12 protein-coding genes are annotated in these 23,100 nt (G+C 71.3%); 2 read left to right on the top strand and 10 right to left on the bottom strand.

All coding sequences use genetic code 11. The features are described from left to right. Window positions 1–14: 14 nt before the first annotated feature. Genes AWX74_RS06875 through AWX74_RS06865 form a run of 3 tightly spaced genes read right to left on the bottom strand, consistent with a single transcriptional unit; the run spans window position 15 to window position 3,225 of the window. The gene (locus tag AWX74_RS06875) at window positions 15–1,028 is read right to left on the bottom strand and encodes a zinc-dependent alcohol dehydrogenase (protein ID WP_193209659.1); all 1,014 of its coding nucleotides are present in this window, start codon (window positions 1,026–1,028) and stop codon (window positions 15–17) included. Next, window positions 1,025–2,209 carry a mandelate racemase/muconate lactonizing enzyme family protein gene (locus AWX74_RS06870; protein ID WP_091272771.1) on the bottom strand — a complete coding sequence of 395 codons (1,185 nt, stop codon included), beginning with the start codon at window positions 2,207–2,209 and terminating at the stop codon, window positions 1,025–1,027. The genes AWX74_RS06875 and AWX74_RS06870 overlap by 4 nt, the downstream gene beginning before the upstream one ends. Further along, window positions 2,206–3,225: a U32 family peptidase gene (locus AWX74_RS06865; RefSeq protein WP_091272769.1), complete on the bottom strand. Its 1,020-nt coding sequence runs from the start codon at window positions 3,223–3,225 to the stop codon at window positions 2,206–2,208. The genes AWX74_RS06870 and AWX74_RS06865 overlap by 4 nt, the downstream gene beginning before the upstream one ends. A gap of 253 nt (window positions 3,226–3,478) precedes the next feature. Between AWX74_RS06865 and xylA the strand changes: the two genes are divergently transcribed. Both xylA and AWX74_RS06855 read left to right on the top strand, forming a co-directional pair. Next, window positions 3,479–4,657, top strand: coding sequence for a xylose isomerase (xylA, locus tag AWX74_RS06860; protein WP_091272767.1), 1,179 nt, complete (start codon window positions 3,479–3,481; stop codon window positions 4,655–4,657). 27 nt (window positions 4,658–4,684) lie between these two features. Then, a complete protein-coding gene (locus tag AWX74_RS06855) occupies window positions 4,685–6,223 on the top strand; it encodes an FGGY family carbohydrate kinase (RefSeq protein WP_091272765.1) in 1,539 nt (512 codons plus the stop codon). Between the two features lie 99 nt (window positions 6,224–6,322). Here the strand turns inward: AWX74_RS06855 and AWX74_RS06850 are convergent, their stop codons facing one another. The 7 genes from AWX74_RS06850 to AWX74_RS06820 all read right to left on the bottom strand — a co-directional run bounded on the left by AWX74_RS06850 (window position 6,323) and on the right by AWX74_RS06820 (window position 23,022). Beyond that, entirely contained in the window at window positions 6,323–8,809 is a 2,487-nt protein-coding gene (locus AWX74_RS06850; RefSeq protein ID WP_091272762.1) for an alpha-L-rhamnosidase, read from the bottom strand. Between the two features lie 22 nt (window positions 8,810–8,831). Next, on the bottom strand, window positions 8,832–11,267 hold the full coding sequence (locus tag AWX74_RS06845) for a glycoside hydrolase family 3 N-terminal domain-containing protein (RefSeq protein ID WP_091272759.1): 2,436 nt from the start codon (window positions 11,265–11,267) through the stop codon (window positions 8,832–8,834). 184 nt (window positions 11,268–11,451) lie between these two features. Further along, a complete protein-coding gene (locus tag AWX74_RS06840) occupies window positions 11,452–12,771 on the bottom strand; it encodes an ABC transporter substrate-binding protein (RefSeq protein ID WP_091272757.1) in 1,320 nt (439 codons plus the stop codon). A gap of 71 nt (window positions 12,772–12,842) precedes the next feature. Continuing rightward, window positions 12,843–15,710, bottom strand: coding sequence for a branched-chain amino acid ABC transporter permease/ATP-binding protein (locus tag AWX74_RS06835; protein ID WP_091272755.1), 2,868 nt, complete (start codon window positions 15,708–15,710; stop codon window positions 12,843–12,845). A 5-nt stretch (window positions 15,711–15,715) separates the two neighbouring features. Further along, window positions 15,716–17,935, bottom strand: coding sequence for an ATP-binding protein (locus tag AWX74_RS06830; RefSeq protein WP_091272752.1), 2,220 nt, complete (start codon window positions 17,933–17,935; stop codon window positions 15,716–15,718). A 57-nt stretch (window positions 17,936–17,992) separates the two neighbouring features. Then, window positions 17,993–20,452, bottom strand: a complete 2,460-nt coding sequence (locus tag AWX74_RS06825) for a glycoside hydrolase family 3 N-terminal domain-containing protein (RefSeq protein ID WP_091272750.1) — start codon at window positions 20,450–20,452, stop codon at window positions 17,993–17,995. Then, the gene (locus AWX74_RS06820; RefSeq protein WP_091272747.1) at window positions 20,443–23,022 is read right to left on the bottom strand and encodes a glycoside hydrolase family 2 TIM barrel-domain containing protein; all 2,580 of its coding nucleotides are present in this window, start codon (window positions 23,020–23,022) and stop codon (window positions 20,443–20,445) included. The genes AWX74_RS06825 and AWX74_RS06820 overlap by 10 nt, the downstream gene beginning before the upstream one ends. Window positions 23,023–23,100 lie beyond the last annotated feature (78 nt).

Below are 23,100 nucleotides of genomic sequence, written 5' to 3'. Positions count from 1 at the left end.
AACGACGGGCTGGGCTACGGGCTGAGCAGGATCTTGGTCACCCCGGGCCCGCCGCCGTCGAGGAGTTCGAAGGCACGGTCGACGTCGCGCAGGGGGAGGTCGTGGCTGATGACGAGGTCGGGCCGCAGCATCCCGCTGGTGAACGCACGGACCGCGTGAGTCCAGGCACGGGACGGTGCTCCGAAGACGGTGTGGACTGTCAGCTGGTTGGTGACCAGGTCGATCGGGGGGAGTGGGCTGTCGTCGCGGGCGGCCAGGCCGGTGAGGACGACCGTCGCGCCGCGGCGGGCGAGCGTGGTGGCGAGTAGTGCGCTGCCGGGTGCGCCGGCGGTTTCGACCACGGCGTCGAAGCGGCCTCGCCAGGGCTGAGCTCCTGCCTGCAGTGGGCTGATCGTCGCGGTGGCGCCGCAGGCCGTGGCCAGCTCGTCCCGGCCGGAGCGCGGATCGATCGCGATCAGTTCGTCCGGCCCGCCGGCGGCGAGGAGCTGCAGGGCGAGCAGGCCGAGCGTGCCGGCGCCGACGACGGCGATGCGCGTGCCGGGCACGGGTGCGGCGCGCAGGCAGGCGGCGGCGGAGCAGGCCGCCGGCTCCAGGACGGCGGCTGCTCGCAGGTCGGTGCCGTCCGGCAGGGGGTGCAGCAGGGCTGCCGGTACGACCAGTTCGTCGGCCCAGGCTCCGGCCCGGGTGAACCCGGTCTCGTCGTAGGGGCCGTCGCAGAGGTTGGTGTCGCCTTGCCAGCAGGGCCCACACATCCGGCAGGCACGGAATCCTTCACCGACGACGGCGCGGCCGACCAGCGCTCCGTCCACGCCGGGCCCGACGGCTGTCACGGTGCCGGACCATTCGTGGCCTGGCACGACAGGGTAGGTGACGTAGGAGGCCGGGCGGGTGCCGCGCAGGATCTCCCGGTCGGACCCGCAGATGCCGGCCCAGGCGACCCGGACCAGGGCCTCTCCCGGGCCTGGGGCGGCGGGCGTGGACGCGCGCAGGGCGAGATGACCGGGGCTGTCGATCCAGACGGTGGTCACGGTGTTCGGCCGGCCGCGGCGGGACCTCTTGCCGGCCGGGTCCCGCGCAGTTCCCAGCCTTCCTGATAGAGGTCGAAGTGGGCGCCCTGGGAGGGCCGGTCGCGGATGAAGTCGATGTCGAGTTCCACTCCGAGGCCGGGTGCGGTGGGCAGGGCGAAGTAGCCGTCGACGACGGGCGGGCATCCGGGGGCTGCCAGTTTGACCTCCTCGTCGGCGAAGTCGTTGAAGTGTTCCTGGATCTTGAAGTTGGGGGTGGTGGCGGCGAGGTGGAGGTTGGCGGCGGTGAGGACTGGGCCGCCGACGTTGTGCGGGGCGACGAGGATGTAGTGGGTCTCGGCGGTGGCGGCGAGTTTGCGGGTTTCGGCGATGCCGCCGAGGTGGCCGATGTCGGGCTGGATGATGTCGGCGGCGCCGAGGTCGAACAGTTCGCGGTATTCGATCCGGTCGTGGATGCGTTCGCCGGTGGCGACGGGCAGCGCGATGCCGGCGGCGGCCTTGGCCAGCGCGCGAAGGTTCTCCGGTGGTACCGGCTCCTCGACCCACGACGGTTCGAACTCCGCGACCGCGGCGGAGATCCGGATGGCCTCGTGGGGTGAGAACCGGCCGTGCATCTCGACGAGGATCTCGACGTCCGGGCCGACGGCGTCGCGGACGGCTTCGACGAGGCTGATCGAGCGGCGTCGCTCGGCGGGTTCGAGTTCGGCCCAGCCGGGGCCGAACGGGTCGAACTTGAGAGCCTGGTAGCCGCGTTCCACGACCCGGCGGGCGGCGGCGTGGAACTCCTCCGGGGTGCGCTCGACGGTGTACCAGCCGTTGGCGTAGGCCTTGATCCGGTCGCGGACCGCACCGCCGAGCAGCCGCCAGACGGGTTGCCCGAGTGCCTTGCCGACGATGTCCCAGCAGGCCATCTCGACACAGGCGATGCCGGACATGACGATCTCGCCGGCGCGGCCGTAGTCGCCGCGTTTCATCCGGCCGACAAGAGACTCGATGTCGAACGGGTCGGAGCCGAGGACGTGGTTGTCGCCGGCCTCGGCCAGATAGCCCAGCAGCGCGCGGGTGTGGCCGAGCATGCGTGTCTCACCGACGCCGACCAGGCCGTCGTCGGTGCGCAGCCGCACGTAGGTCAGGTCACGCCAGGGGGTGCCGAGGACGAACGTCTCCAACTGCGCGATTTTCATCGTGCCACCGCCGGGGTGTGGGTCGAGGACGGCTCGGTGGTCGGCACCGGCTGACTGGTCGGTGCCGTGGTTGCCTCGGTGGTTGGTGCCGGCACGGCCAGGTCGGCGGCGGGCAGCACCGAACCGGCGGACGCCAGGTCGGGTGCGTAGCGGTGAAGGAGTTCCAGGCCGATCTCGGCCCGGCGGACCCGTTCACGGCCGAGTGCGATCGCCGTGGCGGTCAGATGCGTCCCTGCTGGGTAGATGTTGGGGGCGCCCCGCAGCCCGAACTTCAGGTAGACCGGCGCGGCGACGCGGACGATCTCGGCGATCTCGAAATGCCGCACGAAGCCGCCGAGGTCGTCGGGCGCTTCCACGTACAGGTCGATCGGGATGTCCACCGCGGCGCGCACCGCCGCGATCTGCGCGAGTGACAGGTCGGTCGGGACGTTGTACGAGTCGGCGCCCAGCCGGGCGGCGATCCGGATCGAGGCCGGGTTCGCCAGCCCCATCTGCACGCTGGTCTTGAAACGTAGATCGGCGGGCAGTTCCCCGGCGGCTCGCATCTGCGCGGCGATCGACAGCACACCGAGGTCTGTCACCAGGGTCCCGCGGATTCCGGCCTCGGTCATCCGGCGGATGTCCTCCAGCACGTGGACGAGCTGCTCGACGCCGCGGGCCTGGGCCCCGAGGCCCGCGGCGCCGGGGGCGAGGGAGGCGGCGCCGACGTCCCAGCCGGCCAGCGGCCGGGCGAACAGGCTGACCTCGATCCCGGCTGCCGCGCCGAGTTCGGCCATGGTGCGCAGCTCGGCCTGGGTGAGCAGCAGCCCGCCGCTGCCCTGGGAGACGCGGTGCACCGGCACGGCCCGCTGGTCCGCCTCCGCCAGCACCGCGGCCAGCGCCTCCGGCCCCTCGACGCTCGGAATCTCGGTCCGGTAGGCCGCGCCGTCAGGGAAGCGCCCGATGCTGCTCGGCAGCTCCCGCGGATCCTCGCCGGGCAGACCGGCGGCCCGCAGGAATTCTCGTGTCAGTTCCATCTGAGGGTGTCCTCCGCGTGGGAGTGTCGGTTGGCGCCGGCGATCTCGCCGGGCCACCGGGCCGACGGGATCACGGAACGGACAGCGGTAGCGGATCTTGTCGTGCGGTCCGCGGCGATCGGGTCGAACGTTCTCGCGTGGTCGGGATTCGTTCGGCGTCTTCCGGAGCACTAGCGGGCGCTAGTGATGGGCTGTAAGTTAACAGCGCCTACTAGTGCGTGCAAGTTCCTCGGCGGGAAGGGTGGGATGCGGGATGGTGCGGCAACCGACGAGCCAGGACAGGTTCTCGTTCGGGCTGTGGACGGTGGGCTGGCCCGGGGCGGACCCGTTCGGTGCCGCGACCCGTCCGGTGCTGGACCCCTGGGAGTACGCCGGCCGGCTGGCCGAGCTCGGGGCGTGGGGGATCACCTTCCACGACAACGACGTGTTCCCGTTCGACGCCGACGAGGCGACTCGCGATCAGCGGGTCCGCCGGCTCCGGGACGCGGCGGATGCCGCCGGGCTGGTGATCGAGATGGTCACCACCAACACCTTCACCCACCCGGTCTTCAAGGACGGCGGGCTGACGTCCAACGACCGGTCGGTGCGCCGGTTCGCGCTGCGCAAGGTGCTGCGCGCCGTGGAGATCGCCGCCCAGTTGGGCGCGAGCACCTTCGTGATGTGGGGCGGCCGCGAGGGCGGCGAGTACGACGGGTCGAAGGACGTCTACGCGGCCATGGAACGCTATCGGGAGGGCATCGACACCGTCGCCGGCTACATCAGGTCGCAGGGCTACGACCTGCGGATCGCGCTGGAGCCGAAGCCGAACGAGCCGCGTGGTGACATCTTCCTGCCGACCGTCGGGCACGCGCTGGCGCTCATCGCGGAGCTTGAGCACGGTGACATCGTCGGGCTCAACCCGGAGACCGGCCACGAGCAGATGGCGAATCTCAACTACACCCACGCGCTCGGTCAGGCGCTGTGGAGCGGGAAGCTGTTCCACCTCGACCTCAACGGCCAGCGAGGCCTGAAGTACGACCAGGACCTGGTCTTCGGTCACGGCGACCTGCTGTCGGCGTTCTTCACGGTCGACCTGATCGAGAACGGCTTCCCCGGCTACCCCGACGGCCCGCGCTACACCGGGCCCCGCCACTTCGACTACAAGCCGTCGCGGACGGAGCATCTGGCCGGTGTCTGGGAGTCGGCGCGGGCGTGCATGGCGACCTATCTGCTGCTCGCCGAGAAGGCGGAGCGGTTCCGCGCGGACCCCCGGGTGCGGGAGGCGATGGCCTACGCCGGCGTACTCGAACTCGCCGAGCCGACCCTGGCGCCCGGTGAGACCGCGGCCGACCTGCTGGCCGACCAGGACGGCTTTGACCCCGACAAGGCGGCCGAACGAGACTTCGGTTTCGTCCGACTGCAGCAGCTCGCCGTCGAGCACCTGCTCGGCTGACCGCGCCGAGCGCAGCGGGAGAAGACGATGACCCTGGTTGCGGGCGTCGATTCGTCGACCCAGTCGTGCAAGGTCGTCATCCGTGAGGCCGGGTCCGGCAGGTTCGTCCGTGCCGGCAGCGCACCGCATCCCGACGGCACCGAGCTCGACCCCGAGCACTGGTGGACCGCGCTGCGCACCGCGGCCGACCGCGCCGGCGGGCTGGGCGACGTCGCCGCGATCTCGGTCGCCGGCCAGCAACACGGCATGATCTGCCTGGATTCCGACGGCGACGTCATCCGGCCGGCACTGCTCTGGAACGACACCCGCTCGGCCCAGGCGGCCCGGGACCTCGTCACCGACCTCGGCGGCGGCGACCCCGCGGCGGGCGCCGCCGCGTGGGCCGGCGCGGTGGGCTCGGTCCCGGTCGCGTCGTTCACCGTGGCCAAGCTGCGCTGGCTTGCCGATCACGAGCCGGACGCCGCGGTACGCATCGCCGCGATCGCCCTGCCGCATGACTGGCTCACCTGGCGGCTGGCCGGAGCCCGTTCGCTCGACACGCTACGCACCGACCGCTCCGACGCCTCGGGCACCGGCTACTACGACGCCTCCGCCGGTACCGCGGACGTTCCAGACGGTGCCACGGGCACCTCCGGCCGTGCAGCCGACGCCTTCGGTGGGCATCCTGCGCCCGCCGGCGGCTACCGTCGCGACCTGCTCGCGCTCGCGTTGCGGCGCACCCCCGGCGAGACCGCGCGGATTCGCCTTCCCGAGGTCGCGGCGCCCGGCGAGGCAGTGGGCCGCGGCGACCCCGGCGCCGGGCTCGGGCATCTGTTGCTGGGCCCCGGCTGCGGCGACAACGCCGGTGCGGCCCTGGGCCTGGGACTGCGGCCGGGCGCGTGCCTGCTGTCACTCGGCACCTCGGGCGTGGTCGCGGCTGTGTCGCGGGTCGGCACCCGGGACGCCTCCGGCGCGGTGGCCGGTTTCGCCGACGCCACCGGCCACCATCTCCCGCTGGCCTGCACTCTCAACGCCAGCCGCGTCCTCGACGTCACCCGCCGGCTTCTCGAGGTCGACCACGACACGCTCGACACCCTCGCCCTGCGTGCCGAGCCGGGTGCGGGCGGGCTGGTGTTCGTGCCCTACCTCGAAGGGGAACGCACCCCGAACCTGCCCACCGCCACCGGCTCGCTGCACGGCCTCTCCCTCGCCTCGACGACCCGGGAGAACCTCGCCCGCGCGTCGGTCGAGGGCCTGCTGTGCCTGATGGCCGAGTGCGTCGACGTCATGCGGGCGCAGAACGTCGACGTCGGGCGGGTGACGATGGTCGGCGGCGGCGCCCGCTCACGGGCGGTCCGCGCACTGGCGCCGGCGGTTCTCGGTGTCCCGGTCGCCATCCCGTCGCCCGGTGAGTATGTCGCGGACGGCGCCGCCCGCCAGGCCGCCGCGGTGCTGCTCGCCGGTCAGCCCGACTGGCCGGCGGTGGACGCCGCCACCCACACCGCACCGCCGTGTCCTGAGATCCGGGAGAAGTACCGCGCGGCGGCGGCCCTGGCCGCCGAAGACGCGACCGCCAGCGCTGTCTGAACGGTCTGGGCGCAGAGGCGGGGCGACCGCGACGTCCGAGGCCCGGTCGCCGGCCCGGTAGCCAGCCCGGTCACTCGGACAAGGCCGCGCGGGCCCGCGTCACGCCTGGAGGATGGCGGCCAGATCGTTCTCGATGGCTGCGGCCTGGCCGGGGAAGTAGAGCAGCAGCGTACGAAGGTTCGGCAGGGAGGGCTCGGTACCGGTGTCCGCGTCGCCGAACTGCGGCAGGTGCCGGCGCAGGACGGCGCGCAGCGCGGCCCAGGTGGTGGTGTCGCGGAAAAGGACGTTCAACGGCGTGTCGAGGGTGTAGCCGGGGCGATCCTGCGCGGCGGGCGGGACGTCGTACTCCCAGTGGTGGTCTCCTTCGGCGACCTGTTCGGTCAGCCCTTCCGGATGGTGGGGGAGGACGACCTCGGCGACGGCGCCCGCGGGAATGGTGGCGTCGACGGCCAGGCGGCCGTCCGGGTCGTGCCGCCAGCGGACGCGGACGCGCCCGAGCGGGGTGTCGTGGGTGACGGTGGCGTGGGTGAGCCCGCCGCCGGGCCGGGGGGCGATCCGGATGCGGCGGTAGCCGGGCTCGGCCGGCTCGAGTCCTCCGACGACGCGGTGCAGCCAGTCGGCGATCGCGCCGAGGGCGTAGTGGTTGAGCGAGGTCATGCCGGTGTCGTTCAGCGAGCCGTCGGGCCTGATGGCGTCCCACCGTTCCCAGATCGTCGTCGCGCCCCGGGTCACCGGGTAGAGGAAGGACGGGCACTCGGTCTGCAGGAGCAGTCGGTAGGCGATGTCGAGCTGGCCGGTGCGGCTCAGGGCGTGCGCGACGAGCGGCGTGCCGGCGAAGCCGGTGCTGATGCGGTGCCCGGCCTTGGCGACCAGCTCGGCGAGCCGCCTGCCGGCACGCGTCAGCTGCGCCGGTTCGAGGAGGTCGAAGCAGACGACCAGCGCGTAGGCGGTGACGGTGTCGGCGGCGAGGAGCCCGGCGGGAGTGACCCATTCGTCGCGGAACGCCGCGCGCACCCGCCGGTGCAGTGCCTCGTACCGGGTGGCGTCCTCGGCGTGCCCCAGAACCCGGGCGGTGCGGGCCAGCTCACGGGTCGTCCTGCACAGGTAGGCGGTGGCGACGACGTAGGGGTCGGTCTTTCCCCCGGCGGGGTTGTTCGCCGGAGCGTCGGGGTCCAGCCAGTCGCCGAACTGGAAGCCGCTGTTCCACAGACCCCGTTCGTCGAGCATCGCCTCGACACCGTCCATGAACGCCGTCATGGACGGGTACTGGCGGGCGAGAACCGCCGGGTCTCCGTACTCCTGGTAGAGCGCCCACGGCAGGCTCACCGCGACATCCGCCCACAGTGCCGTCGGCGTGGTGATCGGCATGGTGAGCGCGTCCGGGACGACGAGTGGCACGTGGCCCTTCTCGGCCTGTTCGGCGGCGAGGTCGGTCAGCCAGGAGCCCAGCAGGCCGCGCATGTCGTAGAGGAAGGCGGCGGTGGGGGCGAAGGCGTTGAGGTCACCGGTCCAGCCGAGGCGCTCGTCGCGCTGCGGGCAGTCGCTCGGAACGCCGACGATGTTGCCGCGCAGGGACCAGACGACGTTGCGGTGCAGCTGGTTGACGAGCTCGTTCGAGGTCTCGAACCAGCCGGTGCGGCGGACGTCGCTGTGGACGACGACGGCCACCAGCGCGTCGGCGGTGAGCTCGCCTGGCCAGCCGTCCACGTCCACATAACGGAAGCCGTGGAAGGTGAACCGCGGCTCCCAGGTCTCCCCGGCGGGGTCACCGCGCAGGGTGTAACGGTCCGTCGCCAGTGCGCTCCGGTTGGTGCGGAAGTCGGGCTCGCCGTCGATGAGCGTCTCGGCGTGGCGCAGGGTGACGGTTGTTCCGGCGTCGCCGCGGACAGTGAGACGGACCCAGCCCGTCAGGTTCTGCCCGAAGTCGGCGACCGTCCGGCCCGTGGGTGTTGTCAGGACCTCCACGACCGCCAGCTCCTCGATCCGCCGGATCGGCGGAGCCTCGCCGGTGACGAGGGCGTCGAGCCCGCGGTCGACGATCTCCGCGGCGGACCAGGCGGCGTCGCCGAATCCGGGCTCGCACCAGCCCACCGGGTGCAGCCGGGCGTCGTAGGTCTCGCCGTCGTAGAGGCTGTCGGCGAGGACCGCGCCGGTCCCCACACGCCACGAGGCGTCGCTGCCGACCACCTCGACCCGGTCGCCGTAGTCGAGTTCGAGCTGCAGGAAGGCCGCGGGCCGGCCGGCCCACACCGCCCGCCGGCCCTCCTCCCAGGTCAGCCGCCCCACCGCCCAACCTTCGCCGAGGACCGCGCCGATCGTGTTCGCCCCCTCGACCAGCAGGTCGGTGACCTCATGCCTGCTGACGACGAGCCGGTGCGCGTAGGACGTCCAGCCCGGGGCGAGGACCTCGTCGCCGACCCGGCTGCCGTTCAGGTGCGCCTCGATCAGGCCGAGGGCGGTGACCTGCAGGGTCGCTGACCGCAGCCCGCCGCCGACGGTGAAGTCCCTTCGCAGGTACGGCGCCGGCCGGCCGTCGGCCGAAGCGCCCGCCTGCGCGATGAAGCTGGCTTTCCACGGAGATGCCATCGAACCTTCGACTCCGATCTGGTCAGGCGGTGCGCGCGGGAACGGTGATCGTGGCGTGGGCGCGGATATCGTCGCTGCTGAAGCCGGCGAGCAGGGTCACCTCGCCGGCCTCGATGCCCCGGGTGCCGTCGACCTGTGTGTAGAACAGGCGCTCCACGGGAGCTTCGAGCGAGACGGTCGCGCGCTGCCCCGCAGCCAGCGTCAGCCGGGTGAAACCGATCAGCCGACGGACGGGGCGGACCACGGTCGCCGCCTCGTCGCGGGCGTAGAGCTGGACGACGGTCTCGCCGTCGACGCCGCTGGTGTTGGCCGCGGCGAGCCGGGCACGCAGGAGCCCGTCGACATACTCGACGGCCGCCCCGGCGGAGTCGTCGAGGGCGACCTCGAACGTGCTGTAGGACAGGCCGTGGCCGAAGGGGTAGAGCGGGCTGTTGTCGGCCAGGTCGTTGTAGCCGTGCCGGGAGCCCGTCGGGTGGTCGTAGCCACTGCCGTAGTGGTGCCCGTGGTAGAGGGGCACCTGGCCGAGGTGGCGGGGGAAGGTGCTGGGCAGCTTGCCGCTGGGGTTGACCGTGCCGAAGAGCGTGTCGGCGATCGCGGCGCCAGCCTCCTCGCCGAGCAGCGGTGCGAGCAGGACCGCGTTGGAGGCCTGGGCGACGGCGCCGAGCAGGAGCGGCCGCCCGGAGACGACCACGGTCACCAGCGGCTTCCCCGTGGCTGCCAGCAGGGCGACGAGCGCCTCCTGGTCGCCTGGCAGGGTGGGGGAGGCAGTCGACTGGCCTTCCCCGGCGGTGTTGTTGCCGACCCAGCCGGTCCGTTCGCCGACCACGGCGACGACGATGTCGGCACCGGCCACCGCCTGCTCGACGGCGGCGCTGTCCAGCGGGTGCTCGGCGGCGGCGCTGTCCAGCGGGTGCTCGGCGGCGGCCTCGAACCGCCCGAGGGGGACGTACACGACGGACGGGTCGGCCTGCCGCAGCGCGTCGAGCACGGTGGGCGCGTCAGGGTGGAGCCTGCGGGCCTCGGCCTCGAACCGTTCGTCCATCCCCGGCATCCGGGGCTGGAAGATGTCGGTGAAGACGAAGGTCGCCGGGTCGACGCCGGGGACCTGCCCGGTCATCACCGCGACCATCCCCAGCGGCACCTCGGCGTTCGAGACCGAGGTGTAGGCGCCGAAGTGGATGCGCAGCTCGTCGGCCGCGGGGCCGACCACCACGATGCGGCCGGCCCGGGGCGTGAGCGGCAGTGTCCCGTCGTTGTCGAGCAGGACGATGCCCCGCTCGGCGATGGCACGGCGTACCGCCGCCGGCTCGCCGGGATCCGGTGTCCTGGGTGCGGGAGCGGGTCCGCGCGCCGACATGCCGGGGATGAGGCCGGCGCGGGCCTTGGCGGTGAGGACGCGGGCGGCGGCGGTGTCGATGATCGACTCGTCGAACCGGCCGCTCCTGACCTCCTCGACCAGGTGGGAGTAGTTGGTGTCGCCGGGGAGCTCGACGTCGAGGCCGGCGCTGACCGCCTGGACGGCGGCCCGCCCCGGCGAGTCCGCGGTGTGGAAGAAGCGGGTCTGCAGTGTCACGGAGTCGTAGTCGCTGACGACGAGGCCGGTGAAGCCGAGCTGGTCGCGCAGCAGCTCGGTGAGCAGCCAGCGGTCCGCGACGCAGGGGACGCCGTCGATCTCGTTGTAGGAGTTCATGATGGTCGCGAGGTCGGCCTCGGCGATGGCGCGGCGGAACGGCTCGGCGTACTCGTCGACGAGCGCGCGCCGGCCGAGCTGGGTGGCGGCCTGGTTGAGCCCTCCTTCGGAGGCGCCGTAACCGACGAAGTGCTTGCCCGTCGCGAGCACTCCGGAGGAGCCGTCGGTGCCCTGGATGCCGCGCACGAACGCGACGGAGAACTGCGCGGCGAGCTCCGGGTCCTCCCCGTAGGTCTCGTGCACGCGGCCCCACCGTGGATCCCGGGCGAGATCCATGACCGGTGACAGCGCGTGCTGGATCCCGGCGGCGCGCATCTGGGCGGCGGTCACGGCGGCGGCGCGCGTCACAAGCGCCGGCTCCCAGGTGGCCGCCTGCGCCCAGGAGGTCGGGAACTGCGGGCCCGAGCTGTGCAGCAGGCCGCTGATCGCCTCGATGTGCACGAGCGCCCCGATCCCGAACGGTGTCGCCTCGCGCACCGCCGCCTGGACCCGCGCGAGATCGGACCGCAGGCTGTCGGCGTCGTGGCCGAGGAACCACCCCAGTGACAGGTGCCCCACCCCGTGCGGCCGCAGCGCCGGCAACCGTTCGACGTCGATGGTCGGGCCGGCCTTCTCCGCGCCCGCGCCCGCGCCGCCGGGCCTGGGGCTGGTCGGACGCACGACGAGGTCGGTGACGGCGAATCCGGTGAGCTGGGCGACCTTCTGCTCCAGCGTGAGCTGGGAGAGCAGGTCCGCGACCTTGCCGGGGGTCAACGCGGTGGCGGTCATGACTTTTCCTCTCCATGGCGCGGTTCGCCCGGCATGCGCGGTGTCTCTCCGACCGGAAGCGGGAACGACATGTCCTGTCTCCTGACACCGGTGGCCCGGTGTCCCGGTGGCCGGCCTGCTCGGGTGAGCCGCCGCCCGGCCGTTTGTCGCCGGCCGGGCGGGGCGGCGTTCGGGCAACGGCTGGTCAGCCGGCGGAAAGAAACGCCTTCTTCGCCGGATCCCACGGAAGGATCGTCGGCGGGATGTCGCCGGCCGGCGACTGGCGGCTGTACGTCGCCGCGTCGACGAGCGTCGGTATGTGGAAGCTGCCCAGCGAGAAGGCGGCGTCCTGGAAGGATTTGTAGGTGAGGTCCTTGCCTGCCTTCTCGGCGATGGCCTGGAACAGGGTCAGGTAGCGGCAGGCCACGGATTCGGAGGTGCCCCAGGAGGGTTGCCCGGCAGGCGTGAGGGCCGGCTCGACGATCTTTCCCCTGGTCTGGGGCAGGGCGGCCTCGACCGTGGAGCTACACGGGTTGATCTTCGGGTCGGAGTAGTTCGTCGCCTGCCCGAGGGCGAGTGAGTCGTCGAGGACGCTGAGATCGCCGTTTCGATTCGTCAGCACGTAGGAACTGGCCGTGTTGGCATTCGCGAACAACAGGCGGGGGCGATAGCCGGTCTTCTGCAGTTCGGTCGGGAACTGGGCCTGGGAGCCTCCGACGAGGAGCACGGTGTCCACACCCGCCGACTGGAACTTCTGGATGAAGACGTTCAGCTGCGACGAGACGGCGGCGGGGTCGGTGGTGTCGGCGTCGAGAACACCCGTCTCGGTGACGGGAATGTTCTTCGAGCGCAGGGTGGACAGGACGACCTTGTCCAGGACGGCCTGGTCGTCGCGGTAGGCGACGACCGCGAGCTTCCTGCCCCGCAGGACGCCCTTGTCGATGTACAGCTGCAGGCCCTCGCCGAGCTCGTCGCCGCCTCGGAGGTCGGAAACCCAGGGCGCCTGGGCCCTGGCATAGCGCTCGGCGGTGAGATCGCCGCCGACGACCAGCGTCTTGTGGGTCTGCACATAGCAGTTCACATCTTCGGCGTTGAGGCTGCCGAGCGCGGCGAAGACCTTCTCGTCCTCGGTCAGCCTGACGCAGGTCTCCGAGGCCCCGGCGGGCGACAGCACATCGACCGCGCCGAACACCGGAACGATTCTGCGGCCGGCGATGCCGCCGTCCTTGTTCACCTTGTCGACCAGTGCCTGGAAGACGGCCTGATAGTCACCGTGGTCGACATCCACATACTGCTTGACCTTCTCCAGGTCGGGATAGACAAAGCCGATCTTTATGCTGTCGGAGGTGACCCCGGGCGCGGTCGCCGAGGCCGGCGGAGGTGGATACGCCTCGGGAGTAGCCCCCCCGGCTGATGGCGTGCCGCTGTCGTCGTCCGACTCGACGCTGCACGCGGCGAAGGTGAGCGCGGCGGTAGCCGCGAGGAATAAGGACCCGAATCGGTGGGCACGGCGACGCGAAGTCATCTGAGGGAACTCCAGAAAAACGATGGCTGGCGGAAAGGGAGGGATCTCGGTGGATGTTGCGGGTGCTTTGCTCACGGGGACGCCGGCGTGCCGATGGCCTCGTTGTCGTTCGCCGCCGGTCCGGGCACGCTGCCGCTCCGGCTGATGGCGCGTTCGTCGGTGCCGAGGTAGCTGGCGATGACCTTCGGGTCGTCGCGGACGACTCCCGGCGCACCCTCGGCGATGACCCGTCCGGTCTCGAGGCAGTAGACGCGGTCGCTGATGCCCATGATCAGGGGCATGTCGTGTTCGATGACGAGCATGGCGGCGTCGAGTTCGCGGCGGATCTCCTGGATGAGTGGCCCGAACGCTTCCGTCTCCCGCTGGGCCACCCCCGCGGTCGGCTCGTCGAGGCAGAGCAGGCGCGCGTCGAGGGCGAGCAGGCCGGCGAGCTCGACGATGCGGCGGGTGCCGGTGGACAGGTCGGCGATGAACGCGTCCGCGTAGCGGCCGAGGCCGAGGAAGCCGATCAGGTCGTCGGCCGCGGCTCGTTGGGCGCGTTCGTGGCGGAAGCTGTGGGGCAGGTGCAGGGCGGTGCGCAGGAGCCTGGTGTGGCCGCGTGCCTCCAGCGCGATCTGGACGGTCTGGCGGACGGTGAGCTCGGGGAAGAGGGTGGCGGTCTGGAAGGTGCGGCCGAGTCCGGCGCGGGCGCGGGTGGCCGGGCTCGCGTTGGTGATGTCCTGCCCGGCGAGCTCGACGGTGCCGTCGGCGGCGAGGAAGCCGCCGATGGCGTGCATCAGGGTGGACTTGCCGGCGCCGTTGGTGCCGATCAGCCCGACGATCTCGCCCGGCTGGACGTGGAGGGACACCCCGTCGACGGCGGTGAGGCCACCGAACCGGACCCGGAGGTCGCTGGTGGTGAGGACCGGCCGTCCTGTGGGGAGCGGTTCGCGGGGGACGGTTCGGGTGAGCGCCTTCGCCGCGGTGGCCCTCGGAGCGGTGGTGGGTGCGGGGCCGAGCCGGCTGTCGGCGAGGCGCAGGAAGGCGTCGCGGGCGGCGTAGCCGATCTGGACGAGGCCGCCGGGAAAGTAGAGCAGCAGGATGAGCAGGCCGAGACTGGAGGTGAGCAGCGGGATGAGGTCGTTGTCGGGGAAGATGGCAGGCAGGCCGATGACCCAGATGGCGCCGAGGACGGGGCCGTAGACCGAGCCGAGGCCGCCGATGACCACGATCGACACGAGCGCGAGCGAGTCGGCGGACAGGAAGTACCTGTCGGCGTAGGGGACGTTCTGGACGGTTCCGGCGAGCAGGCTTCCCCCGAGGCCGGCGATGCCGCCGGCGAGCGCGAACGCGCGCAGCTTCACCCGGGTCGTGCCGACGGTGTAGGCGGCGGCGGTCGCCGGGTTGTCCCGGACCCCGACGGTGGTCCGCCCGATGCCGGAGCGGCGCAGCCGGGCGACGACGGCCAGCACGACGGCGAGTACCACCAGGACGAGGTAGTAGTAGCTGCGCTGGCTGGTGATGTCGATGCCGAAGGCGGTGGTGCGGGGGAACGAGGCGCTGTGGGCCCCTTCGTCCTGGAACAGCTCGCGCCGGTAGAGGTACTGCTCGGCGGCGATACCGAAGGCGAAGGTGCTGACCGCCAGAAGCAGCCCGCGCACGCGCAGCGCCCCGGTGCCGACCAGCGCGGCGAGGGCGGCCGTGCCGAGGCTCGCGAGCAGGACGGACAACGGGAAGGGCAACGCGTTCAGGCTGAGGGTGCTGCCCCCGAACGGGATCCGCAGGCCGCGGTTCAGCGCCGCGGCGGTGAGGGCGCCGAGGCCGGCGAAGGCCATCTGCCCGAGGGAGAGCTGCCCGGCCCAGCCGGTGAGGATGGTGACCGAGGCCGCGCAGATCGCGTAGCAGAGAATGATCGTGTAGAGCAGCTGCCGGGATGGCTGGTGGACCAGCAGCGGCAGGACGACGGCGAGCAGGCCGAGGAGCAGGAGCGGGCCGCGCTCCAGGTGGCGGACCCACCAGATGTCACGCAGCCGCTCGGGGATCGGTGCGGTCCTGGGGGCGAACGAGAACGCCGAGGTCCCGGTATCCCGGCCGCGGCTGACGACGAGGACCGCGGCCAGGACCAGCAGGAGGATGACCAGGTCGGTGAGACCGGGCTGGTCGAGCCAGTTGAACTGGACGAACGACTGCAGCAGCCCCAGCAGCACACCGGCGAGCATCGCGGTCCACAGCGACACCATCCGGGCGATCACCGCCGCGGCCAGGGCGCGGACCAGGGTGGTGGGGCCGAGCGTGGCGATCTGGTCCAGCGACCTGTTCTGTGCCGAGATCAGGATGAGGCAGAGTGTCCCGATCAGCCCGGCCAGCGCCCACATGGCGGTCGAGACGGCCTTCGGGCTGATGCCCTGCAGCCGGGCGAGCTCGGGGTTGCTGGCCGAGGCCCGGACGGTGCGGCCGAGCACGGTGCGGCTCAGGAAGAGGCCGAGCAGGAGGGCGACGGCAGGGACCGTGACCAGGGCGCTCAGCTGTGCCCCGGTGATCCGCAGGTCGCTCGCCGGCGACCAGGCGCCTCCCCAGGGCACCGGGTAGTGCTCACTCGGGTGGTCGTCGAGGTCCGGGAGGGCGGTGACGACGGTGAGGGCGAGCTGGGCGACACCGATGGTGGCGACCAGCAGGATGACCCGGGGCGCGGAGAACAGCCGCCGGATCACCGTGAGGTCGACGAGCGCGCCGAAGGCCGCGCCGATGAGCAGCGACAGTGGCAGCGCCACCCAGTAGGGGACGTTCCACCGGACGACGAACAGCGCGAACAGTGCCGACCCGATGAGGCCCATGTTCGCGACGGCGAAGTTGATGACGCGGGTGGAACGGTGGACGAGGACGATGCTGATCGCGAGCAGGCCGATGACGAGGCCACTGACGGCACCGTCGAACAGCAGCTGGGTGGTGGGCATCTGCATGGTGGTCAGCCGCCTTCCCGGCCGAGGAACACCGCGCGGGCCAGGTCGTCGCGTTCGGCGAGCTCACGGGCCGGCCCGGTGAAGCGGACCTGGCCTTTCTCCAGGAACACGGCCCGGTCGGCGATGGCGAGGGCGATGTTCAGCGACTGCTCGACGACGACGATCGTCAGCCCGTCGGCCTTGAGCCGTTCGAGGATGGCAAGCAGGTCCTGCACCACCGCCGGCGCGAGGCCGAGGGAGAGCTCGTCGATGAGCAGTACCTCGGGGTCGTGCAGGAGGACCATCGCCAGCGCCAGCATCTGCTGCTGGCCGCCGGACAGTGACCCCGCCAGCTGTGACTGGCGGCCGGCGAGGTCGGGGAACAGCCCGAGGACATAGCCGAACCGGCGGTCGCGGTCGGCGCGGTCGCGGCGCATCCGGAACGCCGCCATCTCCAGGTTCTCCCGGATGGTCATGTCGGCGAACACGCCCCTGCCGCCGGGCAGCAGGTGCACGCCGTACTTCCCGCGCTGTTCCGGCGAGACGTAGGTGATCGTCCGGCCGCCGAGCCGCACGACGCCCCGCGACGGGGTACCGAGCCCGCAGACGACCTTCAGGATCGTCGACTTGCCGGCGCCGTTCGTCCCGAGCAGCGCCAGGGTCTCGCCGCGGCGTACCTCGAACGCGACGTCGAACAGGACCTGCACGTTGCCGTAGGAGAAGTCGATGTTGTTGACCTGCAGCACCGGGATGTTCTCGGGATCGGCCTTCTGCCGGTCGCGTTCGGCGAGTTCCTCGCGCAGGTCCGCGACCACCAGCGACAGGTCGCTCTTCACGAACGACGCGCCGCGGATCATCATCAGGCCGCCGACCAGGGTCGCCGGGATCCCGATCACCAGAACGGCGACCCGGGGGTCGTAGGCGTTGCTGATCAGCCCGGAGAGGATCGCGCCCCCGGTGGCACCGACGAAGAACATGTAGACGGCCGCCAGCGCCATGCCCAGCCCGCGCAGCCGGTAGGGCGTCACCGACTGCACCACCGGGCCGACCATCGCGAACGCGACCGACGCGAACACCGCACCCGGAATGCTCAGCAGCATGAAACCGACCCAGCCCGGCATGAGCCACTGGACCGGCAGCAGCACCGCGCCCGGCAGCACGCACAGGCCGAGCAGCCGCACCGCACGCTGCGGGTCACGGTGGTAGAGCCGGTCGTAGCGGGGTGCGACCAGCGGCAGCGCGACGACCAGCGCGGCACCGCCGAGCGAGCCCATCAGGCCCCGCTGGAACGTCGACATGCCGTAGTGGTCATCAGCCCACAGGTTCGCCAGGACGCTCGTGGTGAACAGGCTGAACCCGAGTGCGGAGAACGCGATGATCGCCGTCTTCACGGTGCGGATGCGCATCAGCCGGGCGAACGCGGCCTCGACCGAGATCGGCATCGGCTCGGCGTCCTCCACCACCTCACCGAGGACCGAGCGCATCTCCTGCTGGCCCCGCGGTGGCTCCGGCAGCCGGAACGCGATGATCGCGACTGCCAGGGCAGGCAGCCCGAGGATCAGGAACGGCCAGCGCCAGCCGTCGTCCCCGCCGGCCCAGGTGGCTATTCCGGCGACGATCAGCGGGCTCAGCGCGCCGGCGACGCGCGCCGCGCCGTAGATGGAGGCGGAGAGCCGGCCCCGTACCCCGATCGGGTAGGCGTCGGCGATCAGCGAGCCGTGCACCGTGTTGTTGCTCGACTTCGCGACCCCGACACCGAACCGGGCCAGAAAGAACAGGAACGCGTTCGCTGCCAGGCCGGAGGCGAGGACCATCGCCGAGAACGCGACACCGGCCCAGCCGATCACGCGGCTGCGCCGCAGGTGGTCCGCCAGATAGCCCATCGGCAGGGCACCCAGCACCAGGAAGGCGCCAGCCGCCGCCGAGATGAACACGATCGCGCCGTCGGAGAGCCCGAAGGAGTCCCTGATGTCCGGCGCCAACACAGACAGCGCCGCCGACTCCAGTTCGTCCAGGGCGTTCAGCAGCACCAGGATCAGGAAGGTCAGCGACCCGCCCGCGGCCAGCCCCTCGCGCAGCGACAGCGCCTCGCCACCGACACCCGGCAGGAGATCGTCCGCGAACAGTACGTCCCGCTGTTCCTGAGCCTGCCGCTGCTGCCGTTCCGCCTCCGCGTCGATCAGACCGGCTGCCAGACCGGCTACCGAGGGCACGGACTCCCCGGTGGAGGTGTCGGCGGCGCTCATGAGCGCGCCTGGTCGGCGGGTGCTGCCCGGAACCCGAACATGTCGGACACCGTTGGCCTACTTTCGGAGGGTTGTCCGCGACGCGGGTAAGGCGTCGCCGATGGTGACTGTGGACAGGTAGGTGCGGTGGCCCTCGAGAACCACCGGTTCGCCGACGACCTCGAAGGCGCCCCGCAGGCGGATGTCCTCGGATGAGCCGCCCACGAGGACCCGGATGGGCCCGGGCTCCAGGAGGAAGCGTCCGTCGAGGCCGACGTAGCCGAGCTGGCTCATGGCCACGGTGAACTCGACGGTCGACGCCGAGCCCGGTGCGAGGCTGAGTCGGGTGAACCCGACCAGCTCCTGGGCGGGCCGGGTGACACCGGTGGCCTGGTCGGCCAGGTAAAGCTGGACGACCTCGTCGCCTGCGCGTTCACCGGTGTTGCGCACCGTCAGCCGGACGGACACCGCCGCGTCGATGTCGACCTGGGACGGGCTGATCGCGAGATCGGTGTAGTCGAACGTGGTGTAGCTCAGGCCATGACCGAACGGGAACAGTGGAGTCGACGGCATGTCCAGGTAGCCCTGATGCATGTCGTGTTCGGTCCGCCGGAAGCCGGAGCCGGTCGGCTGACCGACGTGGATCGGAACCTGCCCGGAGTGGCGGGGAAGCGAGATCGGGAGCCTGCCGCCGGGGTTCGCGGTACCGAAGAGAACCTCGGCGAGGGCCGCGGCCGCGTGCTGCCCGCCGTAGTAGCCGTACAGCAGCGCCGGCAGGGATTCGGCGATCGCGGTCAGTGCCAACGGCCGGCCCGTCTGGACGACACCCACGCACGGGGTGCCGGTTGCCACCACCGCCTGGACGAGCGCGACCTGGTTCGCCGGAAGACCGATGTCGGCGGTGTCGCTGCCCTCGCCTTCGGTGATGTCGGCCGTGAACCAGCCGCCCCGGCCGCCCAGGGCGAGGATCACGACGTCGGCGTCCTGGGCCGCCGCCACCGCCGCGGGGATGTCGGCGGGTTCCCCGTCGAGCACTCCGCACCCGGCGGCCACCGTCACCGTGGCGTCGACGGCCGCGGCGCGGACGGCTTCGGCGATGGACTGCGCGCCGTACATCTCGCGCAGGTAGTCGTCGATCGTCTTTTCCAGCGGGCCGGAAAGCTCTTCGATCATCATCCGGACGGCATCCTCCGAGACCGCTCCGGCCATCTGCTCGGTACCGGGAATGGTGGCCCCTTCTCCCCGGAACCGGGCGGCGAACATCTGCAACGCGCCCGGGTAGGTGTAGGCCGGGAAGGCGACCGTGACGCTGTCGGCGTGCGGGCCGATGACCGCGATGCGCCGCAGGCCGCGAGACAGCGGCAGTAGCCCGTCGTTCCTGAGCAGCGTGATGGACTGCTCGGCGAGACGACGTGAGAGCTCGACGCCGTCACGGGCCGTCGCGTTGATGACCACCGGGTCTTCGGGGACGTAGGGCTGGTCGAACAGGCCCAGCGCGAACTTGTCCCGCAGCACCCGCCAGCAGGCCTGATCCAGCTGCCCGATGGGAACGTCGCCGTCGCGGACCGCCCGGGCGAGCGCAGGGCCGTAACCTTCGGCGATCGGCAGCTCGACGTCGAGGCCGGCCGCCAGTGCCAGCTTGCCGGCCTCCGCGGCGTCCCGGGCGACCCGAAGCCGCCGGTGCAGGTGGCCGATGGTGTCGTAGTCGGAGACGACGGTGCCGGTGAAGCCGAGGCGGCCGCGCAGCAGGTTGGTGAGGACGTCACGGCTCGCGCCGGCCGGGACGCCGTCGACGGTGCTGTAGGAGTTCATCACCGCCGCGAGCCCGGCGAGCCTGATGGCGGCCTCGAACGGGCGGGCGTACACCTCGTAGAGCTCGCGGGCGCCGACGGTGGTCTTCGCCATGTTCTGACCTGCCTCGGTGGCGCCGTAGCCGAGGAAGTGCTTGCCGGTCGCGATGGCGCCCTCGCGCAGGTCGGTTCCCTGCAGGCCTCGGGTGAACGCGACACTCATCGCCGAGACCAGATACGGGTCCTCGCCGTAGGTCTCGTGCACTCGACCCCAGCGCGCGTCCCGTGCGACGTCCATCACCGGTGAGAGCACGAACGGATGGCCGATCGCCCGGACCTGCCGGCGCAGGACGCCGGCCATCTCCTCGACCCCGGCCGGGTTCCAGGTCGCGGCCAGCCCGATCGCCGTCGGGAACGTCGAGAAGCCGGGCGATACCACCCCGTTCAAGGCCTCGACATGGAAGATCGCGGGAATGCCGAGCCGGGTACGGGTGACCAGGAAACGCTGGACCTCGTTGACCGCCCTCGCCACCTCGTCGGGTGTCTTGTGACCCAGCATGCCCAGCGCGGAGACGTGCCCGATTCCCAGCCCCAGCAGGCGATCCGCCTCGTCAGGCAGCAGGCCGCCGACACCGAGCAGGCCGACAGGCATGATCCCGGTGATCTGCTGTGCCTTCTCCTCGACGGTGAGCTTCCGCAGGAGTTCGGTCGCGCGCGTCTCCGGACTCGAGGTTGCGTTCAGCTGCATGGATGGCTCCCTGCCGCGCTGTGGTCGGGGTGACCCGACGGCGTGCCGGTGATCGGGACTTCCTCGGCCCGGCCTGCCGGTGCCGCCTCGATGCGGACGTCCACGGGCGGGCAGCCATCGGCGGTGACGGTCACTGTGATCGCGCCCGGCGCGCTGGGACGAACGACGGCGAGCACCCGCCCGTCGAAAGTCATCCGCACCGTGTCGAAGAAGTTCTCCTCCGACCGCGGGTCCGCGCTGCCGAAGCCCTGCAGGATTCCCGGCCCGGCCAGCTCGATGGCGACCCGGCGATCGGCGGTGTTGTACAGATTGCCGTCGGCGTCGACCAGCGTGACGGACACGAAGGCCAGATCGCGATCATCGGCCGTGATCTGGTTCCGGTCGGTCGTGACGTCGAGCCGGACGTCGCCGGTGGCGGAACTCAGACAGGTGCGGCCGGTCTCACCGCCGTCGGTGTAGGCGACGGCGGTGAGCTCGCCAGGCTGGTAGACGGTTTCGAAGGAGGCGGTGAACCGGTTCTTCTCTCCTGCCGGCGCCCTGCCGACCGAACGCCCGTTGACGAGAAGTTCGATCTCATCCGCGGCGGAATAGACGTCGACACGGACCGGCCTGTCCTCGTGGCCGTTCCAGCTCCAGCTGGAGACCGAGTCGCTCCACGACCACCAGGTCGCCAGCCGGACCGGCTCGCGGTGCCGCCCGGGGCGATGGACCGCGATGTAGGGCTCGGTTCGCAGCCCGAAGACGATCTCCCGGTAGTACGAGGCCGGGCGTCGGTGACCGGTGATGTCGATGTCACCACACCAGGCCGTGAGCCACGGGAAAGCACCCCGGTGACCCGGTGTCCCACCAGCCGGCGGTGGGGGATCGCTCTGGTACTCGACCCTGCCGATCCCGGGCTCGCCCAGATAGTCCCAGCCGGTCCAGGTGAAGTCCCCGATGACGTGACTGTTGTCCCGCACCATCCGCCAGTTGCGGTCGATGTCCGACGGGTACGTCTCGGTCCCGACGATCACCCGGTTGGGGAACAGCGTCCGGTCGAGCTCATACCGGGATTCGAGGTAGTTGTAGCCGGCGACATCCAGGTAGGCCATGGACTCCGCGGTCCGGGTCGTCACGAGCTCCGAGGTCATCAACGTCGGCATGAACTCGCGAAAGCGGGTCATGAGCTCGTTGACGTCGCCAGTCCCGCCGCCGGCCGAGCCGCCGTCCGCGGTGCTGCTTTCAGCGGATTCGGCCCTGTCGGCAGCCGTGGTCGAGAAAAGCTCCGGTCCCGCGGCGAGCAGGCCGTTCACGGCGTTCGTGACAAACCGGGTGCCGTCGAGTTCGCGAACCTTCTCGGCGAGCCGGCGACCGAGCACCGCCCCCGCGGCGGTGCCCACCTCCGGGATCTCGTTTCCGATGGAGTAGAGGACCACGCTGGGATGGTTGAGGTCCTTGACGACCATCGAACGCAGGTCCGACTCCCACGAGCCGGCGAAGTCGCCGGCATGGTCGTGAGCGGACTTCGAACGGGTCCAGACATCACTCAGCTCGTCCATCACGAGCATTCCGAGTTCGTCGCACGCCTCGAGCAGCGCCCTGCTGATCGGGTTGTGGGCGCTGCGGATCGCGTTGAACCCGGCCTGTCTGAGGATTTCCACCCGGCGCCACTCGGCCCGGTCGATGGTGGCCGACCCGAGCACACCGTTGTCGTGGTGAACACAGGCACCGCGCAGCTTCACGGTCTCACCATTGATCCGCAGGCCGCGCCGCGGGTCGACGGTCAGCGAACGGATACCGAAGCGCGTCGTCTGCTCGTCGAGCCGCTCGCCGCCGGCGGTGACAGCGGTACGGCAGGTGTAGAGGTTGGGGCGCTCCACACCCCACAACCGGGGGTCGGCGACGAGCAGTCGCTGGCGCAGGACGGCTTCGTCGCCCGGGAACACGGTGACCGGTGCGACGTCCCTGGCGACGATCGCGCCGTCGGCGTCCACGATCTCGTTCGAGACCTCGATGGTCCGTGTCACCGCCGACTCGTTCTGGATCTGGGTCGCCACAGCCACGACCGCCTGGTCGTTCTCGATGACGGGGGTCGTGATCCGTACACCCGCCAACGCCAGGTGCAGCAGCCCGGAAACGATGATGCTCGTGTCGCGATAAATACCGCCGCCGGTGTACCACCGGGTGTCGTCCTCGCTGCGGGCCTCCACCCGGACCTCGTTGTCCGTTCCGTAGCGCAGCAGGTGGTCGGCGCGAATCCAGAAGGCCGAGTAGCCGCTGGCGCGCTGCCCGGCCAGATCGCCGTTGACATAGACACGGCCCTGGCGGTAGACGCCTTCGAACTCCAGCGTGACCCGGCGCTCCTGGTACTCCTCCGGAACGAAGAACGTCTTCTTGTACTCATAGCCGTCCGCCGGGAAGTAGCCCCGGTGACCTGCTTCCGGATCGGTGCCGTTCCGCTCGCGACGGATCATCGCGTCGTGCGGCAACCGCACCGGTTCCCAACCCTCGTTCGCCCTGCCGAGCAGGGCCTGGAAGGCGTCGGGTTTCCGGCGGTACGACCAGCCGTCGTTGAACGATGTACGGATCAATCCAGCTCTCCTGGTCAGGTACCAAGCAGGCCGCCACCGGCGACGGCGGTCGGCGGCAGGACGGATCCCGCGGCAGGC

It is taken from the genome of Parafrankia irregularis (assembly GCF_001536285.1).
Classification (GTDB): domain Bacteria; phylum Actinomycetota; class Actinomycetes; order Frankiales; family Frankiaceae; genus Parafrankia; species Parafrankia irregularis.
This window is presented reverse-complemented; position numbering and strand designations above follow the sequence as displayed.